Genomic DNA, 18,471 nt, shown 5'->3' with positions numbered 1-18,471 from the left:
TATTTCCCCGATAAACTGTTGTAAATGAAGGTCCCGATCATGGCGCCTTCTTCGTGCAGGGATGAGAACGGCGGGGGTGCAACCGATTTAAGCCCTGTGTATTTCGTTTCGTGACCGTCCTTGATTACGCGGCGGTTCCCCCGCATTGCTCGCAGCGATCTCGCATTTACAACCATAAGGAATACCGATGCCATCCGGCCTTGTTGCCTTACTCGACGACGTATCGGTCATTGCCCGTGCCGCCGCCGCATCGCTGGACGATGTCGGGGCAGGGGTGGCCAAGGCGGGCACCAAAGCGGCCGGCGTGGTGATCGATGATGCGGCGGTGACGCCCGGCTACGTGACCGGCTTCACGCCTGATCGCGAACTGCCGATGATCTGGAAGATCACCAAAGGGTCCTTCCGCAACAAGCTGTTGATCCTGCTGCCGATCGCGCTGCTGCTAAGCGCCTTCCTGCCACAGGCGATCACGCCGATCCTGATGCTGGGCGGGCTCTACCTTGCCTTCGAGGGCGCAGAGAAGGTGATCGAGAAGCTCGGCGGGGAAAAGCACGGCGAGACGCTGGAGGACCCGATCGCGGATCCAGCCAGCTTCGAGAAGACCCGTGTTTCCGGCGCGGTGCGGACCGACCTGATCCTCTCGGCCGAGATCATGGCCATCGCCCTCAACGAGGTGAGCGACGAGACCCTGCTGGCGCGCGCGGTGACGCTGGCGGTGGTTGGCATTGCGATCACCGTCGCGGTCTATGGCGCGGTGGCGTTGATCGTGAAGATGGACGACGTTGGCCTGCACCTGACGAAGAAGGCGTCTTCCGCCGCTCAGGCTACAGGGCGGTTCCTGCTGCGGGCGATGCCGGTGGTGCTCACGGTGCTTGGCAGCGTCGGTACGCTGGCGATGCTGTGGGTGGGCGGCGGCATCATTCTGCACGGCCTGGAAGAACTTGGCGTTCCAGCGCCCGCACATGTGGCCCACAATATCCAGCATATGCTGGCAGATGCGGCCGGGCCGCTTGGTCCGGTAGCTGGCTGGCTGGCCTATGCGGTGGCTTCCGCGATCGTGGGGTTGGTGCTGGGCGCAGTGGTGGCGGTGGCGGTGCACTTTGTCGCGAAAGCGCGCGGCAAAGCCCATTGAAGTCCCGCGTCGCGCCGGATTTGATCCGGGACGAAGATTAGGCCAGCGCGGCGAGCAGGTCTTTCGCGAAGAGCGTCAGTGTATCGTCGCGGGCGCCCATGATGACCACGCGGTCGCCGGGACGGGCGATCTGCGCGATCCTTGTGCCGCAATCTGCGCGCGAGGGTACGTATTCCGCCTTGCCGCCATGGTCCTCGATCAGGCGCACGATCCTTTCGCTGCCTTCGCTGCGATCGACCGTGCCGCCGAAGTAGACCGGATCGCAAAGCATGGTGAGATCGTCCGCGTCCAGCTTGCGGGCGAGGACTTCGGCCAGCTCCGCACCCATCTGACGCAAGGGGCCGTAGCCATGAGGCTGGAAGAAGGCGATGACGCGGCCGGGATGCGCCTTCAGGGTGGCAAGCGTTGCCGAGACCTTGTCCGGGTTGTGGCCGAAGTCGTCGATCACGGTCACACCGCCGGGCGACGAGCCGACCACGTCGAACCGGCGGGCAAGGCCCAAGAACGAGCCGAGCGCTGCCACGGCATCGGCCACCGAAACACCGGCGGCATTGGCAGCGGCGATGGCGGCCAGCGCGTTGTAGAGGTTGTGGCGGCCCGGTACTTTGAGGGTGAGCGCGTGCGAAGTGCCGTCCCGCCGGTCGAGCACGGTGGCGGTGAGGGTAACCGGGCCTTCGACGATATCGACAGCGCCAATCTGCGCTTCACTTGATGTGACGCCGAAAGTGACCAGCGTCTTGGCACGCGGCGCCAGCGCGGCGGTTTCCGCGTCGTCGAGGTTGATCGCGGCCACGTCGGCGCGGGCGAGGAAATCGCCGAAGAGTTCGCGCAGTTCCTCAAGGCTCTTGTGGTCGAGGCTGACGTTGCCCAGCACCGCCACTTTCGGGCGATAGAGCGCGATAGAGCCGTCGCTTTCGTCCACTTCCGAGACGAACGCATCGCCTTGTCCCACGCGGGCGCTGGCGAACGGAGCGTCGGGCGTCGCGAAATTCTTCATCACCGCGCCGTTCATGATCGTGGGATCCGTGCCCGCAGCGGTCATGATCCAGCCAGTCATGCCGGTCACGGTCGACTTGCCGCTGGTGCCGCCGATGGCGACGCCGAAGGGCGCGGCGTTGAACAGTGTTGCCAGCAGCTGCGCCCGGCTCATGCGCGGGCAGCCGAACGTAGTGGCACGGACCACTTCGGGCACGGTATCCTCGACGGCGGCGGAGGCCACCAGCGTCTGGCTGGCCGAAGTGATGCCGCTGCCGTCCTGCGGGTGCAGATCGAAGCCGAGCGATTCCAGCCAGCGGAACTTTTCCGGGCTGCGGCCTTGGTCGCGGCTGCGGTCGGACCCTGCGATCTGCGCGCCGTGTCCCTTCAGGATCAGCGCGAGCGGCAACATGCCCGAGCCGCCGATGCCGCAGAAGAACCAGGGATGGGCGGTGAGAGCAGAAGCGTCGGTCATGCCGCCTTGAGTATTTCGCACGGCGGCCAAACACAACCGTGATCCCCGCGCCGATCTGCATCGCGCCGGTGGAAAAGGCGCCGTTTCCGGCTTCGCGGCGCCGCCGGTGAGGGGTAGCATCGGCCCATGACCCGTATCGCCGTCTGCGCCCCGTCCACTCCGATCACCCTTGAGGATGCCCAGGCCGTCCAGGCTCTGGCGGCTGCCGAGTTTTCCGGCCTGGAACTGGAAATCCATGACCAGTGCTTTGCGGTGGACGGTCATTTTGCCGGCTCCGACGAGTCGCGCAAAGCGGCCTTCGTGGAATGCGCCAACGACCCGTCTTTTGACGCGGTGTGGTTCGCGCGGGGCGGTTATGGCGCATGCCGGATTGCGGAAGATGTGCTGGGCAGCCTCACCCATGCTGCGGGCCAGAAGGCTTATCTCGGCTATTCGGATGGCGGCTATCTGCTGGGCGGCCTTTACCGCGCGAAAATCGGCAGGCCCGTCCACGCGCCGATGCTGGCTGACATCCGCCGGTCCGGCGGCAAGGACGCGGTGCGCCGCGCACTGGGATTCCTTGCCGGGGAGCGTGATGGCCTCGAACCTTCGCTGGCGGATGAGCGCCATCCCGTCGCCGCCTTCAACCTGATGACGCTGGCGATGATGAGCGGCACCCGGCTTATGCCCGGCCTAGCGGGGCATGTGGTCATGGTCGAGGAAGTGTCCGAATATCTCTACGCGGTCGATCGCCTGTTCTTCCACGCCACCGCGCATCTTGGCGGCATCGCCGGGCTGCGGCTCGGCCGGGTCAGCGACGTGCCAGAGAACGACCGCCCGTTCGGCGCCGACGCGCTAAGTATCGCCCGCCACTGGTGCGAGCGCCACTCCATAGCATTCCTTGGCGAGGCCGATATCGGTCACGACGCAGCCAATAAGATAGTTCCTTTCGGCTGACCGGCGCGCCACTCTCCCGGCGATAACGACAAGAGGAGAGTGCCATGGCGCCGCTGCCGATCCGCCAGATCGCCTATTTCGTGCCTGACGTGCGCGCCGCCGCGCTGGCCCATTCGGCCACCTTCGGTTCCGGCCCGTACTACGTGGCGGAGCATATCGCCCTGACCCGCGCGCTTCATCGCGGCACTCCGCGCGAACTCGACCATTCGAGCGCATACGGGCAATGGGGCGAAGTGATGATCGAGTTCTGCCAGCAGAACAATTCGGGGCAGTCAGCTTTTCACGACATCTATCCCGAAGGTTCCGGCGGGCAGGGGGTGCACCATGTCGCGCTGTTTGTGGACGATCTGGACGAAGCGGTCGCCGGGTTCGCGGCGCAGGGGCACCAGGTTGCGCTCGATGCCGAGATGACCGACGGTTTCCGCTATGTCTTCGTGGATGCGCGCGCCGCTTATGGGCACATGCTGGAACTCTATCAGCCCACCCCGGCGCTGACGGGCTTCTATGAAACGGTGCGCAAAAGCGCCGGCGATTTCTCCAGAGGCGTCATTATCGACATTGCCTTGTGAGCCTGCATTTCCGCGTTAGGGGTTGCCGTAAGTCCGCAAGGTCAATAACCCGCCGCGCCACACTCGAATCGCAAGCGGCCGGTGACTGGTAATGTGACCAAACGCCCGCTTCAACAGAAGGACGGTCGCAGATGCGTGCATTCGTTTTCCCCGGACAGGGCAGCCAGAAGGTCGGCATGGGCGCGGAACTGGCCGCCGCCAGCGTCGCCGCGCGCGAGGTTTTCCAGGAGGTCGACGACGCGCTTGGGCAGAACCTGTTCAAGATCATGACCGATGGCCCCGAGGACCAGCTTCTCCTCACCGCCAACGCCCAGCCTGCGATCATGGCCCACGCCATCGCCGTGCTGCGCGTGCTGGAGAAGGAGGGCGGCATCAGCCTCGCCGACAAGGCGGACTTCGTCGCCGGCCACTCGCTGGGTGAATATACCGCGCTTTGCGCTGCGGGTGCCTTCAGCCTTGCCGACACCGCGCGCCTGCTCAAGCTGCGCGGCGAATCGATGCAGGCTGCGGTGCCGGTGGGCGTGGGCGCCATGGCCGCTCTGCTGGGCGCTGACATCGAAAAGGCCACTGCGCTTGCCGAAGCGGCCGCAGAGGGACAGGTGTGCACCGTCGCCAATGACAACGATCCGGGCCAGGTCGTGCTTTCGGGTCATCTGGAAGCGATCGAGCGCGCTATTGCCCTCGTCAAGGAGCACGGCATCAAGCGCGGCATCGCGCTGCCGGTCTCGGCGCCGTTCCACTGCCCGCTGATGCAGCCTGCCGCCGATGCGATGGCCGAAGCGCTGGCCGCAACGCCGCCGGGGGCGCTTCGCGTCGCCCTGTTCGCGAACGTCACCGCCGCCGTTGTCACCGATCCGGCCGAAGTCCAGCGCCTGCTGGTCGAGCAGGTCACCGGCCGCGTCCGCTGGCGTGAAAGCGCGATCGCCATGCATGCAGCGGGCGTGGAACGCTTCGTCGAACTGGGCGGCAAGGTCGTCGGCCCGATGATCAAGCGCTCGGCCGGCGACGTGGACGTGACGTCTGCCTCGACGATGGCCGAGATCGAGGAACTCGCAAAGAGCCTGTGACGGCGGTGCCCCGGGCTTGACCCGGGGCTGCTGTCGGCTTTGAAGTAGGTCCGCGCATCGGACCAGACGACTATCTAGGAGTTTCACATGTTCGACCTTCACGGAATGACTGCCCTGGTAACCGGAGCGAGCGGCGGTATCGGTTCGTCGGTGGCCCGCGCGCTGGCCTCGCAGGGCGCTCGCCTCGCCATTTCCGGCTCCAACCCCGACAAGCTGCGCGCCTTTCGTGACGAACTGGACGAGCACAGCCCGCAGGCGCCGCAGGAAGTCGATCACGTCGCGATCGCCTGCAACCTCTCGGACGCCGAGCAGGTCGAGAAGCTGGTGCCCGCCGCGCTCGAATCGCTGGGCAAGATCGATATCCTCATCAACAACGCCGGTATCACCCGCGATAATCTGGCGATGCGCATGAAGGACGAGGAATGGGACGCGGTGATCCGCGTGAACCTCGAATCGACCTTCCGCCTGATGCGCGCCGTCACCAAGCCGATGATGAAGGCGCGCTTCGGCCGCATCATCAACGTGACTTCAGTGGTCGGCACCACCGGCAACCCCGGCCAGATGAACTACTGCGCGGCCAAGGGCGGCATCACCGCCATGTCCAAGAGCCTTGCGCAGGAGCTGGCCACTCGCGGCGTGACGGTCAACTGCATCGCGCCGGGCTTCATCCGCACCGCCATGACCGACGTGCTGCCCGATGCCCAGAAGGACGCGCTCAACGGCCGCATTCCGATGGGCCGCATGGGCGAGGGCGAGGACATCGCCGCCGCCGCCGTGTTCCTTGCCAGCAAGCAGGCAGGCTACGTCACCGGCCAGACGATCCACGTCAACGGCGGCATGGTGATGATCTGAGGTCAGGCGGGGGAGAGGGGCCTCTCTCTCCCCTACCTGACCTGAACCCCCAAGTTTATCCCCAGATTCGCGGGGTTGCGCCCATATCGCGCTTGCCGCAGCACTAGCGGGCGTTAGAGATAGTCGTCCGATTTTCGGGTTTTTTGCGAACCCTAACCCGACCAAGGGGGACTTTAGGCTGTCATGAAGGCCACCATTGAACGTTCCGCGCTCCTGCGCTGCCTTTCGCACGTGCAGTCCGTCGTCGAACGCCGCAATACCATTCCGATTCTCTCCAACGTCCTGATCGAAGCGTCCGCGAGCGGTTCGCTGCGGGTGATGGCGACCGACCTCGATCTGCAGGTCGTGGAATCGCTCGGCGCCGTCTCGGTCGAGGCTGCCGGTGCGATTACGGTTTCGGCGCACCTGCTGTTCGACATCGCGCGCAAGCTGCCCGAAGGCAGTCAGGTCAGCCTCGATGCGGCGGACAACCGCATGATCGTCAAGGCCGGGCGCAGCCGCTTCCAGCTGCCGACGCTCCCGCGTGACGATTTCCCGATGATCGCGGAAGGCGAACTGCCGACCAGCTTCGAGATTTCGGCGGCTACGCTGGCGCAGTTGATCGACGCGACGCGCTTTGCGATCTCTACCGAGGAAACCCGGTATTATCTCAACGGCATCTTCTTTCACGTTACCGACGAGGAACTGAAGGCCGCTGCCACCGATGGCCACCGCCTCGCGCGCTTCACCATTGCCCGTCCCGACGGCGCAGATGGCATGCCCGACGTGATCGTGCCGCGTAAGTGCGTGGGCGAACTGCGCAAGCTGCTCGAAGAGGCGCTCGACACCAACGTGCTGGTCGACCTGTCCGCCAGCAAGGTCCGCTTCACGCTCGGCGGCGAGAACGGTGTGGTGCTTACCAGCAAGCTGATCGACGGCACGTTCCCGGACTACACCCGCGTCATTCCGACCGGGAACGACAAGCTGCTCAGGATCGATCCCAAGAGCTTCTTCCAGGGCGTGGACCGCGTGGCGACCATCGCCACCGAAAAGACCCGCGCCGTCAAGATGGCGCTGGATACGGACCGGGTCACGCTTTCGGTCACTTCGCCCGACAATGGCACGGCTGCTGAAGAAGTGCCTGCGCAGTATGGTTCAGAAGGCTTCGAGATTGGCTTCAACGCCAACTATCTGAAGGACATCCTTGGCCAGATCGATGGTGACACGGTGGAACTTCACCTTGCGGATGCCGCTGCTCCGACGCTGATCCGCAAGGACGAGAAGAGCCCGGCGCTCTACGTTCTGATGCCGATGCGAGTCTGAACGGCCCCAAGGTCTGTCTGATAACGAAAAAGGCCGGGGTGAAAGCCCCGGCCTTTTTGTTTGCCGGCTTTGCGCGCGGTTAGAGGATCAAGGGTTCTTCGCGCCGCCCTGCATCTTGCCGGCCGCAAGCTGAATGCGCTGCATCAATGCCGGATCTGTGTTGGATGCAGTGGCGATTTCATTGAACTTCTCGGGCGGTAGGCCCGATTGCTGGACGGCGCCGGCCATCTTCGCCTGCTTGTCAGCGGCGGGGACGGCGGCGTCCTTCTGGATCGACTGAAGGGCCATCACTGCCTTGGTGAACTGATTGACCTCGGCATCGCTGTACTTTGCGGAACTGGCGCCTGGTGCTGCACCCGTGGACGGCTGCTGAGCGATGGCGGGACCGGAGATCGTCGCCATCCCGAAAAGGGCAGCGCCAAGGGCGATGGCTTTGCTGGATTTCATATCGGTTTCTCCTGAAGTTGGCTTGCTCCGCACAACTCCCCAGCCGGCCCGGCCGGGTCAACCGAAGCATTGCTGCACGGTGACTAAACCGGGGTGAACTGAAGCTCCAGGCCGCCATTCAGGCATAACATGCGATCCGCGAAGGGCGCCGAAAAACCCAACGGTGAGTGGGAAATCGCCCCCGCAGCGTCTCCTTTTCAGCCCGCCTCAGACCCGGTGCGAGGCCTCGATCATCGTCTCCACAGCGACGAATTTCTCCCGAGGCGCGCCGCTACGGGCATTGGCGACTTCGGCTTCGTCGATCTTCTGCCAGTCGGTGAACTTGACCACATCAATCCCGCGCTCCTGCGCCAGTGCGTCGAAGCCGGGGCGGCCGGGCTTGCCGCTGTCGCCGGCCATGTCGGCGGCGATCTTTTCGACGATGGCGAAGCCGTCAGGACGGTTGGTGCCGATGGTGCCGGTCGGCCCCCGGCGCGCCCAACCGACGCAGTAAAGGCCCGGAGCAATGCGCCCTTCGGCATTGGCGAAGCGGCCGCCTTCCTCGTCGAAAGGCACGTCGGGGATCGGCGATGTCTGGTAGCCGATGCAGGCGACGACCAGCCCGGCCGGAATGCGATACGTCTCGCCGGTGCCGACCGCCTTGCCGCCTTCGAGTCGGGTGCGTTCCACCTCTACGCCCTCGACCCGGATGTCGCCCAGAATGGCGCGGGGCGCGGCGAAGAAGTCGAATTCGACGGTGACCCCGTCCTTCCCCGGTGCGGACTGGCTCGAGGCGAAACTGCGCAGCAGGGCTACGGCCTTGCGCTGCCCGGTGTCGAGATGGGCGTCCTCGGCCACGTCCGGCAGGTCCACGGGATCGACTTCAGGGTGCGCACGCGACAACTTCGCGAGTTCGCCGAGTTCCTTGGGCGTCATCGCCACCTGATGCGGCCCGCGCCGGCCGAGGATGACGATCCGCCGCACCGCAGATCCCTTCAACGCGGTGAGCGCGTGGGCGACGATGTCCGACTCGGCGAATTCCTGCTCGGACTTGGCGAGGATGCGCGCCACGTCGAGCGCGACGTTACCATTGCCCACCACGACAGCGGTATCGTGCCCCAGCGCGGGGTCAAGCCGGGTAAACTGCGGGTGCCCGTTGTACCATCCCACGAAAGCGGCCGAGCCGAAAACATTGGCCAGGTCTTCGCCGGGAAGGCCCAGCTTGCGATCATGCGGGGCACCGGTGGCAAGAATCACCGCGTCGTAGAGCCCTTGCAGTTCCGCCACCGAAAGGTCGCGGCCGAGCATGACGTTGCCGACGAACCGCACGTTCTCGTTTAGTGCGGTCGCTTCGTAGCGGCGCGATACGCTCTTGATAGACTGGTGGTCCGGGGCGACTCCGCTGCGGATCAAGCCGAAGGGGACGGGCAGGGCGTCGAATATATCGATCCGCACGCTGCTTCCCCACTGCTTGAGCGCGGCTTCGGCGGTGTAATAGCCTGCAGGACCCGATCCGACGATGGCGATGTGGCGCACGGTCATATCTCCCATGGGGCCGGCTTCATGGTTTGCCGGTCTCAGGCCAAGCAAGCATGGCGGCGGGGCGGGGGCAAGTGAAATGGTTACGTTTTTCGGTTGGAAGGTAGTGGTGATCGGACCGGCCACATTTAACCGTTTCGAAATGGGCACGCGGCCATGGTGCGATCATGACGATTACGGGCTTGCGTGGAAAACGACGGGCGGCGCCCTCGAGTGCCGATAGCGGGGCTGTGCCCGATGACCGCGAAGCGGCGCCGGCGTCCGCGCCGGTTGCCGGGGCTTCCTCTCCGCCGCCGGTAGCTCCGGTCGCATTCGGCGGATTTGCGCGCTTTCGTACCCGTCCCGATGCCAACGATGTCCTGCATTACTTCACATCGCCGCGCTGGGCGCTGATGGGGCCTACGCTGCTGGTCAGTGCCCTGATGATGGGGATCGTCGCGGCGGTGATGCCGGATCTGATCTCGGCGCTGTTCATGGTCGCGGCAATGGCGCTCTGCGCGCCGGCATCGCTTTATGCCAGGCTGGAGCGGAGAATCCTGCATGACGGCTGGCAACGCTATCCGCTGATGGCGTTGGCCGTCGTCCTGCCGATGGGCCTGTTCGGTTTTGGCGCCGCGCGCTGGACCAACCTTCACGCCGGTCTCGACTGGGACGTGACGGTCAATGTCTATGTCATCGTCGTGCTGATGGCGACGGCATTGCTGAAGAACCGTCTGACATCGATCATCGGTGCGACCATCGGTTTGTGGGGCGGCTGTTCGATTTATGCCGGATCGCCGGGTTCGCTTGGTCTGCTTGCGGTGGGCGGCACGATTGGCTTGATCCTCGCGGTCAACCAGGCCCGCAGCGCGGCCTCGCAATCACAAGTCCACTCCGAGCGGGAGCGCGAACAGCGCCGGGCCGAGCAATTGCTCCACGAATATGAGCAGACCGGGCAGGGCTGGTTCTGGGAAACCGACCGCCTGGGCAAGATTACATATGTATCCGAGCGGATCGCCGCGCTGCTGGGTAAGGGCGTGGGCGACCTGGAGGGGCGGCCATTCACCGCCCTGTTCATGCTGGAAGCGCAGGGGCAGCAGAGCGAGCGGACACTGGTATTCCACCTCAACACCCGCTCCTCGTTCCAGGACCTGGATGTGCGCGCTGCCAGCGTAGGCGAGGATGAGCGCTGGTGGTCCATTTCCGGGCGGCCGGTGCTGGACCAGTTCAACAATTTCATGGGTTTTCGCGGGTCGGGGACCGATCTCACGGAAAAGCGTCGCTCGCAGCAGCATGTGACCCAGTTGGCGCGATTCGATTCGCTTACCAAGCTGGCGAATCGCTTCCAGATGGCCGAGTGGCTGGAGAAGATCCTTACCAGCCCGCGCATCGAGACGCGCGCCTGCGCGGTGTTCCTGCTCGACCTCGACCGTTTCAAGCAGGTCAACGACACGATGGGCCACCCGGCCGGCGATGCGCTGCTCAAGCAGGTGGCGGAGCGTTTGGGCGGCACCGTGGGCGACCGGGGCCGTGTGGGCCGTCTGGGCGGCGATGAATTTCAGGTCGTCCTGCACGGCGCTCAGCAGCGCGAGGGCCTTGCGCACCTTGCGCGCCGGATCATCGAGAACCTTTCGCAGCCCTATTCGATCGACGGCGCCCGGGTGACCATCGGCGCCTCGGTCGGCATTGCGCTGTGCCCGGATGACGGCACCACGTCCGAAGCGCTGATCCGCAACGCCGACCTTGCGCTCTATGCCGCGAAGGGCAACGGGCGCGGGCGGCATCACTTCTATGACGAGGACCTGCACTCCGACGCGCGTGAGCGCCAGCAGCTCGAGGAAGATCTACGCGATGCGATCGCCAGCGGCTCGCTGGAACTGCACTATCAGCCGCAGGTGCGCACCACGACTGAGCGGATCACCGGCTTCGAGGCGCTGCTGCGCTGGAAGCATCCGGTCCACGGCTACCTCTCACCCGCCAAGTTCATACCGGTAGCAGAAGAGACCGGCCTTGTTGCCCAGATCGGCGAATGGGCGCTGCGCACCGCCTGCCGCGACCTTGCCGGCTGGCCTGAGGAAGTGCGCGTGGCGGTGAACGTCTCGCCCTTGCAGTTCGCCAATCCGGCGTTGCCGGCAATCGTCACCAGCGCCATCGCTGCTGCCGGGATCAACCCCGCGCGGCTGGAACTGGAGATCACCGAAAGCGTATTTCTGGGTGAGGACAAATCGACCGAATCGATGTTTACTGCGCTCAAGGGCATCGGCGTGCGTCTGGCTCTCGACGATTTCGGGACCGGCTATTCCTCGCTCGGCTATCTGAAGAAGGCACCGTTCGACAAGATCAAGATCGACCAGAGCTTCGTGCGCGGCGCTACCGTGCCGGGCAGCCGCAACGGTGCGATCATTTCCTCGATCGTCAGTCTCGCCGAGGCGCTGGGCATGGAAACCACCGCCGAGGGCGTTGAAACGCTGGACGAACTGGATCTGGTGCGCGTGCTGGGGTGCAGCCATGTGCAGGGCTTTATCTATGCCCGCCCGATCACCTGCGAGGCGGCGGCGGCGAAATTGTCGGAAAGCCTCACGGCCGTGGCGCAGGGGCCGCGATCTGCCCGTGCGCCGCGGCAGACAATGCTTCGCAAGGTCATGCTCGAGCATGGATCACACACCTATCAGGGTACCATCCGCAACATCTCGTTGTCGGGCGCGATGATCGAGGGACTGTGGAATGTGCCCGAAGGGACCGTTTTCGGCGTCCATCTCTCGGAAGGGTATGTGATGATGGCCAAGGCCCGCTGGTGCAAGGAAGACCGCATCGGCGTGGAGTTCGCGCAGGCGCTGGACGTCGACGGGAACGGCGCGGTGATGTTCACCCCGGCCCGCCAGATGCGCGAGCGCAGTGAACAGTCGCAGCTTCGCCGTACCGCCTGATGGGGGCAGTGTGAAAATCACTGAAACGGGCAGGCTGACAGCGCCTCAAAGCACTGCTAACGGCGCATCATGACCGAACTCGCGCAAATCCGAAATTTCAGCATCATTGCCCACATCGACCATGGCAAGTCGACGCTCGCCGACCGCCTGATCCAGAGCACCGGCGGCCTGACCGAGCGCGAGATGAGCGCCCAGGTGCTCGACAACATGGATATCGAGAAAGAGCGCGGTATCACCATCAAGGCGCAGACCGTGCGCCTGAACTATACGGCGGCGGACGGGCTGACGTATGAGCTGAACCTGATGGATACGCCTGGCCACGTCGACTTTGCCTATGAAGTCAGCCGCAGCCTCGCCGCCTGCGAGGGCGCGCTGCTGGTGGTCGACGCGGCGCAGGGCGTGGAAGCGCAGACTCTGGCCAACGTCTACCAATCGATCGAGCATGACCACGAGATCGTGCCCGTCATCAACAAGATCGACCTTCCTGCCGCCGAGCCCGAAAAGGTCCGTGCCGAAATCGAGGAAGTGATCGGCATCGATGCCAGCGAGGCCGTTCTGGCCAGCGCCAAGTCGGGCATCGGCATCGCCGAAGTGCTGGAAGCGATCGTAAAGAAGATCCCGCCGCCCAAGGGTGACCGTACCAAGCCGCTGAAGGCGATGCTGATCGATTCGTGGTACGATCCGTACCTTGGCGTCGTCATTCTGGTGCGCGTCATCGACGGCGTCATCAAGAAGGGCCTGAACGTCAAGTTCATGCAAGGCTCCACCGAGCACCTGATCGACCGCGTTGGCTGCTTCACGCCCAAGCGCGTCGACCTGCCCGAACTCGGGCCCGGCGAGATCGGGTTCATCACCGCGCAGATCAAGGAAGTCGAGCAGGCGAAGGTCGGTGACACCATCACTACCGTGAAGGGCGGCGCGACGCAGGCCCTGCCGGGGTACAAGGAAGTCCAACCGGTGGTCTTTTGCGGGCTGTTCCCGGTCGACGCCAACGACTTCGAGAAGCTGCGCGAATCGATCGGCAAGCTGCGCCTCAACGACGCCTCGTTCAGCTTCGAGATGGAATCGAGTGCGGCGCTGGGCTTCGGCTTCCGCTGCGGCTTCCTCGGCCTGCTGCACCTGGAGATCATTCAGGAGCGCCTGAGCCGCGAATACGACCTCGACCTCATCACCACCGCGCCTTCGGTTGTCTACCGCTTGTCCATGACCGACGGCAGCGTCAAGGAACTGCACAACCCGGCCGACATGCCCGATCCCGTGAAGATCGACTTCATGGAGGAGCCGTGGATCAAGGCGGTTATCTATACGCCCGACGAATACCTCGGTTCGATCCTGAAGCTGTGCCAGGACCGGCGCGGCATCCAGAAGGACCTGACGTATGTCGGCGGCCGGGCACAGGTGACATACGACTTGCCGCTCAATGAAGTGGTGTTCGATTTCTACGACCGCCTGAAGTCGATCAGCCGGGGCTATGCCAGCTTCGACTACGAGCAGACCGGCCTGCGCGAGGGCGACCTCGTGATGATGAACATTCTGGTCAACAACGAGCCCGTCGATGCGCTGTCGATGATCGTTCACCGTAACCAGGCCGAACCGCGCGGGCGCGGGCTCGTGGAACGACTCAAGGAACTGATCCCCCGTCACATGTTCAAGGTGCCGATCCAGGCCGCCATCGGCGCCAAGGTGATCGCGCGTGAGACGATCAGTGCGATGCGCAAGGACGTGACCGCCAAGTGCTACGGCGGCGACATCAGCCGCAAGAAGAAGCTTCTCGACAAGCAGAAGGAAGGCAAGAAGCGCATGCGCGAATATGGCAACGTCCAGATTCCGCAGGAAGCCTTCATCGCCGCGCTGCGGATGGGCGAGGAATAGGTTCACCCGGGCGGCGCGCCGCCCGGGCCTGCTCTAGGTTGTCACACCCGTTTTGCGAGGTTTCTCTCTTGCCCGGGCGCGCGCGGCGATTTCGCGTTCGTTTGAGGCATGTAATCCCTTGCAATTTCGACAAATTATTGGCTAATTAGCCTAATCGTTGCGCAATCCGCGCAATGATGATTAAGTTGGCGAAGAGGCGGGTGGGTCTCTGGCGGTATATGACAAATTTTGGTCAATCAGGTCAGGACATAAATCGCGAGCAGGTCTCGCCGCTGCTGCTCATCTTTCCCGGATTAACGCCAAAGCAGCACGAAGTGCTTTGCTTCGTGGCCGAAAACCGCACGAGTAAGGAAATCGCCTGGGAGCTCGGGATTTCCGAGAGTGCGGTCAATCAGCGGATCGAGGGTGTGCGCACTCGTGCCGGAGCGCTCCCCCGAGCAGAGCTTGCTCGGGCTTACAGGCATTACCTGCAAGAACTGGAAGCAGCCTGTAATCCGATACCAGATAAGAATACTCAGGTTCCCTCCAGGGTGGCCGATGTGGCAGCCAGGGCGCGGGACGAGAACGCCGAACAGTTCGCCCTGGCAGATGCCATGACGTACACCGTGACGGCACCCTGGCAGAGCAGTTCGTTCGACCGGGTCGTCCCGGAAGTACTTGATGGGGAAAATGCCGGGCTTGTCAGGACCGCTGCCATGGTGGCCATCGCCGGGGGCATGTTGCTGGTGGCTATGGTAGGTCTCGGGGTTGTGCGTGCGCTTAGCGACCTGATCTGAACGGGCCGAATTTGTTACAGTGTACAGAATTGTTTGCTTATGCTGCGCTGGTTAAGCCAGCCTGCCGGCAGGGGAATTTCCATGTCCATGACGATTGCCGTCGCTACCGCACGTATCTCTCGGCAGTTACCCGAAGCCGAGTTGTCGCTCGATTCCGCGTTGCTTGCCTCGGCGCAGCTCATGGAAACTATACTGCTCACTCCCCGGGAAGAAGGCGAGCAGCCTTATGCCCGCCAGGCTGCCCTGATGCGGCTTGCGAAGGCGCAGCGCCTGCTGATCGAGAGTCAGAACGACATGTTCCGTCTCCACGAGGAAATGCTCGGCATCGGCAGGGAGATCGAGGCCGTGGGCGACGACGATGGAAATTGTCCGAAGCCGACAGGACTGCTGGAGAGGGCATCGCTGCGCCGGGTTGCCTGAGATCGATATATTCGCCGCCGCGATGGCAAGGGCATCTTTATGCTTGAACTATCCTGGTCTTCCATCTTGTGGGCAATCAAGGACGAGGTACAGTTTGCAGCCTATCTCGTGCTTTTCCTCTACTCGATGGTTCGCGGCGCGGCGCCCGAGCGGCTGCTTTCCGGCGTGCTGTTCGCAATGCTCGCGTTCGACAAGATCCACCACGCCCTGCTGGGCGGGTCGATCTTGTGGCACCATGCCAACTTGGGGCACTTCGTCATCGACCTCTTGGTCATGGCATGTACGTTCGTTATCGCGCTCCATGCCAACCGGGTCTATCCGCTGTGGGTAGCCGGGGTAGAGATCATTTCGGTGTTCGGCCACATCTACCGGCTGGGGCTGGAGGAGATCAATCGGTTCGCCTACGACATGATGGTGGTGATGCCGTCCTACATCCAACTGGTTGCGATGACGCTAGGCATCTTGTTTCACACGTCGCGGCGCAGGAGGCTGGGCAGCTATCCGTCCTGGCGGCACTCCTGGCGCCCTATGCCGCCGGCCGGGGCGAGTATTTCGCCCACCTTCTGATCCGCCGCTTCGGTTCCCTTCGCACGATCTACTCCGCTTCTACCGAGGCTCTTGTCGAAGCGCTTGCCGATGCGGGGGAGCGTCGGACCGAGATCGCCGCCGCCATCGTCGGCGCCCGCCGTCTGGCCGAGGCCGCATCACGAGAGACGCTACTGGGCGTCCCCATCGAGACATCCGCGCCGGCTTTTCGCCGCTACCTCGTCAACCGGCTCGGGAGCCGCCGCGAAGAATGCGTGATGGTCGTCTTCTTCACCGACGAGGGCCTCTACATAGCCGAGGACCTTTACGGCGGTGGGCAGCGTTCGGAGATCAGGATACCGCTGCGCCGCACCGTGCGCCGGGCCTTCGACCTCGATGCGCGCCGTTTGATTATCGCGCATAACCACCCCTCGGGCGTACCTCGGGCCAGCGCTTCGGACATCGCCGCTACCAGGCGTTTTCGCGAGGTCGTCGAGGCGCTGGAAATCCGCCTCGACGACCACTGCATCGTTGCCGGCAACTGCGTTGCCAGCATGCATGCGATGGGCCTGCTCTAGTTCTTCAGGCGCAGGCTGACGAACAGCGTGCGGCCGCCCTCGGGATAACCGTCGACGGTGGCGTAATTCTCGTCGAACAGGTTGCGTCCGCCCACGCCCAGCGTCGCCCAGTCGGTGACGTCGAAGTCGACGCGCAGGTTCGCCAGCGCGTAGCTGCCAATCCTGTAATAGCGCGTGCCGGCGGTGTTGACCGTCCAGCGCTTTGAGGCGACGTCGAGGCTGGGCAGAACACGCAGCGCCTCGATCGGCGACCATTCGGCCCAGACAAAGCCGGAATGCTCCGGCACGCTGGTAGCGTGGAATGCAGGAAGTGAGGGATCGTCCAGCTTGCGGTGGACCCAACCGTAGTTCGCCCCGGCCCGCAGGCCTTCCGCAATCTGCGCGGTCGCTGAAAATTCGGCGCCGTAGTAGTCGCCCGAACCCACATTACGGCTCTGCGCGGTGGCCTGTCCCTGGAAGATGAAGGGGAACGAGACGATCGCATCGTCGATCTTCGCGTACCAGCCCGATGCCTCTATGCGCAGCGGGCCGAACTGGCGGGCGCCGCCCAGCTCGATCTGGGTCGCGCGTTCGGCGTCGAGGTCCGGGTTCGAGGTGGCGCCACCGAAGCGGGTGCTGAAGCGCTCGAAGATGGTCGGAAAGCGCGCGCGTGACGAGACCGCGAGGTGCAGGTTGGTTGCATCGTCAGGCGTCCACAGCAGCTGGCCCTGCGCGTTCCAGGCATCGCCATTGCGCAAGTTGTAATAGACGAAAGCCCCGCTGGTGTAGTCCTCGGCCCGCCGCAGGTCGCGCCAGTCGTAGCTGGCGCCCACCACCAGTTCGAGCTGCGGCGTCAGCTTGTAGCCGTTCTCTATCGCGGCACTGTAGGTCTCCTCGATGGTGGTCTGCCACGGTTCGAACACTCCGCCGGGGAAGCTCTGCTGGATTTCGCGGTGGCGGTCGTTGCGGTAGTGGAACGAGACGCTGAGGCGCTCGGCGTCGCTGGGGCGCAGGTCCAGCTGGGCCGAGCCGCCATAGGCGCGGTCGCTGTAAGCGCTGTTGAACGAACTGCCGCGCGTCTGGGTCGTCAGCGTCTTGTCGTCGAAACTGTCGAGGCTGTTCTTGAAGGTGTTGTAATAGGCGCGTGTGCGCAGCGTGGCGATCTCGCCCAGCTGCGTGGTCGAGAGGAAGTAGGCGTTCTGCAGGTTCCAGTATGGCCATGTCCAGTAGCGCAGGCCGGTGCTGTCGGAGACGTGCGTCGGAGCCAGTTTCTCGCCTTCCTGGCGGGTATAGCTGATCGCGTATTCGTCGGTCGCGTTGGGGGTGAAGCCGATCTTCGCGTTGACGCGCCAATCTTCGGTGCGCGACAGATCGCGCGCGCCGCCGTCCTCGTTGCGGGTGGGCTTGAAGTCGTTCGACAGGTTCCAGTGATCGGTGAAGTTGCGCGCGTAGCTGGCCTGCGCGTACCACCTTTCATGCTTCGTGCCGAGCGAGGCGAAGCCGGTATAGCCCGCATAGTCCGTGTCGTTGTCGAGGTTGAGGCTGAAGCGGGCCTCGGCATCGTATTCCTTCTGCGGCTTGCGGGTGACGAGGTTCACCGCGCCGCCCATCGCGCCGGGGCCGTTGAGCACCGAGACATAGCCCTTGGCGACCTGGATCTCGGCAACATCGGGCGTCAGGAAACGGCCATAGTCGAGGCGGCCGTCGGCAGGCAGATAGACGCGGATACCGTCGATCGAAAGCGGGACCTGGAAACGGTCAAAACCGCGCACGAAGATCAGGCGCTCGTTACGCGAATTGCCCGAGATGCCGGAAGTGACGCCGGGGATCAGTTTTACGGCTTCGTCGAGCGTATCGCGCGAGAAGTCGTAGATGGCCTCGGCATTGACCGAGGTGCTGCTGATGCCGCTTTCCTCGTTGCCGGGCGCGGTAACGACGATCTGGCCGAGGCCGAAGGTATTACCGCTATCGTCAGCGTCAGCGGCGAAGGCCGGTACGCCGATGGCACTGGCCAGCGATACGGCAAGCGCCGCCGTTACCCGATATTTCATGAAAACCCCCTTGAACCTTTGTCTCATCCGCGCTTTGAGCGAATCTATATTCCGCCGTATATAAATGATGCATGGAGCCGCAAGCATGATA

The 18,471-nt window shown here is 63.9% G+C and carries 16 protein-coding genes; 12 read left to right on the top strand and 4 right to left on the bottom strand.

The window, feature by feature from the left end; all coding sequences use genetic code 11:
• Positions 1-187 precede the first annotated feature (187 nt).
• Entirely contained in the window at positions 188-1,132 is a 945-nt protein-coding gene (locus V474_RS05690; RefSeq protein WP_059150491.1) for a DUF808 domain-containing protein, read from the top strand.
• A gap of 37 nt (positions 1,133-1,169) precedes the next feature.
• On the opposite strand, the gene V474_RS05685 is transcribed toward V474_RS05690, so the two are convergent.
• Positions 1,170-2,582 (bottom strand): glutamate ligase domain-containing protein, encoded by a 1,413-nt coding sequence (locus V474_RS05685; RefSeq protein ID WP_059150490.1) that lies wholly within the window; start codon positions 2,580-2,582, stop codon positions 1,170-1,172.
• A gap of 126 nt (positions 2,583-2,708) precedes the next feature.
• Here V474_RS05685 and V474_RS05680 point away from each other — a divergent pair, with 126 nt between their 5' ends.
• The 5 genes from V474_RS05680 to dnaN all read left to right on the top strand — a co-directional run bounded on the left by V474_RS05680 (position 2,709) and on the right by dnaN (position 7,308).
• On the top strand, positions 2,709-3,518 hold the full coding sequence (locus V474_RS05680; protein WP_059150489.1) for an LD-carboxypeptidase: 810 nt from the start codon (positions 2,709-2,711) through the stop codon (positions 3,516-3,518).
• 44 nt (positions 3,519-3,562) lie between these two features.
• The gene (locus tag V474_RS05675; protein WP_059150488.1) at positions 3,563-4,087 is read left to right on the top strand and encodes a VOC family protein; all 525 of its coding nucleotides are present in this window, start codon (positions 3,563-3,565) and stop codon (positions 4,085-4,087) included.
• A gap of 131 nt (positions 4,088-4,218) precedes the next feature.
• The gene (gene fabD / locus V474_RS05670; protein WP_059150487.1) at positions 4,219-5,154 is read left to right on the top strand and encodes an ACP S-malonyltransferase; all 936 of its coding nucleotides are present in this window, start codon (positions 4,219-4,221) and stop codon (positions 5,152-5,154) included.
• An 87-nt stretch (positions 5,155-5,241) separates the two neighbouring features.
• Positions 5,242-6,006, top strand: a complete 765-nt coding sequence (gene fabG / locus V474_RS05665; protein WP_059150486.1) for a 3-oxoacyl-[acyl-carrier-protein] reductase — start codon at positions 5,242-5,244, stop codon at positions 6,004-6,006.
• Positions 6,007-6,189: 183 nt separating this feature from the next.
• Positions 6,190-7,308, top strand: a complete 1,119-nt coding sequence (gene dnaN, locus V474_RS05660) for a DNA polymerase III subunit beta (RefSeq protein ID WP_059150485.1) — start codon at positions 6,190-6,192, stop codon at positions 7,306-7,308.
• Positions 7,309-7,395: 87 nt separating this feature from the next.
• On the opposite strand, the gene V474_RS05655 is transcribed toward dnaN, so the two are convergent.
• Together V474_RS05655 and V474_RS05650 are read right to left on the bottom strand one after the other, a co-directional pair.
• Positions 7,396-7,755 (bottom strand): DUF4168 domain-containing protein, encoded by a 360-nt coding sequence (locus tag V474_RS05655; RefSeq protein WP_059150484.1) that lies wholly within the window; start codon positions 7,753-7,755, stop codon positions 7,396-7,398.
• Between the two features lie 207 nt (positions 7,756-7,962).
• Positions 7,963-9,270, bottom strand: coding sequence for an FAD-dependent oxidoreductase (locus V474_RS05650; RefSeq protein WP_059150806.1), 1,308 nt, complete (start codon positions 9,268-9,270; stop codon positions 7,963-7,965).
• A gap of 170 nt (positions 9,271-9,440) precedes the next feature.
• On the opposite strand from V474_RS05650, the gene V474_RS05645 reads away from it, so the two are divergent.
• The 6 genes from V474_RS05645 (at position 9,441) to V474_RS26790 (ending at position 16,350) form a co-directional block, all read left to right on the top strand.
• Positions 9,441-12,179, top strand: a complete 2,739-nt coding sequence (locus tag V474_RS05645; protein WP_059150483.1) for an EAL domain-containing protein — start codon at positions 9,441-9,443, stop codon at positions 12,177-12,179.
• 69 nt (positions 12,180-12,248) lie between these two features.
• On the top strand, positions 12,249-14,051 hold the full coding sequence (gene lepA, locus V474_RS05640) for a translation elongation factor 4 (RefSeq protein WP_059150482.1): 1,803 nt from the start codon (positions 12,249-12,251) through the stop codon (positions 14,049-14,051).
• 173 nt (positions 14,052-14,224) lie between these two features.
• The gene (locus tag V474_RS05635) at positions 14,225-14,827 is read left to right on the top strand and encodes a helix-turn-helix transcriptional regulator (RefSeq protein ID WP_236710718.1); all 603 of its coding nucleotides are present in this window, start codon (positions 14,225-14,227) and stop codon (positions 14,825-14,827) included.
• An 87-nt stretch (positions 14,828-14,914) separates the two neighbouring features.
• A complete protein-coding gene (locus V474_RS05630) occupies positions 14,915-15,247 on the top strand; it encodes a hypothetical protein (protein WP_236710710.1) in 333 nt (110 codons plus the stop codon).
• A gap of 39 nt (positions 15,248-15,286) precedes the next feature.
• Entirely contained in the window at positions 15,287-15,814 is a 528-nt protein-coding gene (locus V474_RS25465; RefSeq protein ID WP_059150480.1) for a hypothetical protein, read from the top strand.
• Positions 15,754-16,350, top strand: coding sequence for a JAB domain-containing protein (locus V474_RS26790; protein ID WP_269085127.1), 597 nt, complete (start codon positions 15,754-15,756; stop codon positions 16,348-16,350). The genes V474_RS25465 and V474_RS26790 overlap by 61 nt, the downstream gene beginning before the upstream one ends.
• Here the strand turns inward: V474_RS26790 and V474_RS05615 are convergent.
• Positions 16,347-18,380, bottom strand: coding sequence for a TonB-dependent receptor plug domain-containing protein (locus V474_RS05615; protein WP_148649282.1), 2,034 nt, complete (start codon positions 18,378-18,380; stop codon positions 16,347-16,349). The genes V474_RS26790 and V474_RS05615 overlap by 4 nt on opposite strands.
• Positions 18,381-18,471 lie beyond the last annotated feature (91 nt).

It is taken from the genome of Novosphingobium barchaimii LL02 (genome assembly GCF_001046635.1).
Taxonomy (GTDB): domain Bacteria; phylum Pseudomonadota; class Alphaproteobacteria; order Sphingomonadales; family Sphingomonadaceae; genus Novosphingobium; species Novosphingobium barchaimii.
The sequence above is the reverse complement of the archived record's forward strand: the minus strand, read 5'-3'. Positions and strand labels throughout refer to the sequence as shown.

Coding starts and splice junctions, on each gene's coding strand:
- V474_RS05690 (WP_059150491.1), top strand. CDS start 188: ATGCCATCCGGCCTTGTTGCCTTACTCGACGACGTATCGGTCATTGCC.
- V474_RS05685 (WP_059150490.1), bottom strand. CDS start 2,582: ATGACCGACGCTTCTGCTCTCACCGCCCATCCCTGGTTCTTCTGCGGC.
- V474_RS05680 (WP_059150489.1), top strand. CDS start 2,709: ATGACCCGTATCGCCGTCTGCGCCCCGTCCACTCCGATCACCCTTGAG.
- V474_RS05675 (WP_059150488.1), top strand. CDS start 3,563: ATGGCGCCGCTGCCGATCCGCCAGATCGCCTATTTCGTGCCTGACGTG.
- fabD (WP_059150487.1), top strand. CDS start 4,219: ATGCGTGCATTCGTTTTCCCCGGACAGGGCAGCCAGAAGGTCGGCATG.
- fabG (WP_059150486.1), top strand. CDS start 5,242: ATGTTCGACCTTCACGGAATGACTGCCCTGGTAACCGGAGCGAGCGGC.
- dnaN (WP_059150485.1), top strand. CDS start 6,190: ATGAAGGCCACCATTGAACGTTCCGCGCTCCTGCGCTGCCTTTCGCAC.
- V474_RS05655 (WP_059150484.1), bottom strand. CDS start 7,755: ATGAAATCCAGCAAAGCCATCGCCCTTGGCGCTGCCCTTTTCGGGATG.
- V474_RS05645 (WP_059150483.1), top strand. CDS start 9,441: ATGACGATTACGGGCTTGCGTGGAAAACGACGGGCGGCGCCCTCGAGT.
- lepA (WP_059150482.1), top strand. CDS start 12,249: ATGACCGAACTCGCGCAAATCCGAAATTTCAGCATCATTGCCCACATC.
- V474_RS05635 (WP_236710718.1), top strand. CDS start 14,225: ATGATGATTAAGTTGGCGAAGAGGCGGGTGGGTCTCTGGCGGTATATG.
- V474_RS05630 (WP_236710710.1), top strand. CDS start 14,915: ATGACGATTGCCGTCGCTACCGCACGTATCTCTCGGCAGTTACCCGAA.
- V474_RS25465 (WP_059150480.1), top strand. CDS start 15,287: ATGCTTGAACTATCCTGGTCTTCCATCTTGTGGGCAATCAAGGACGAG.
- V474_RS05615 (WP_148649282.1), bottom strand. CDS start 18,380: ATGAAATATCGGGTAACGGCGGCGCTTGCCGTATCGCTGGCCAGTGCC.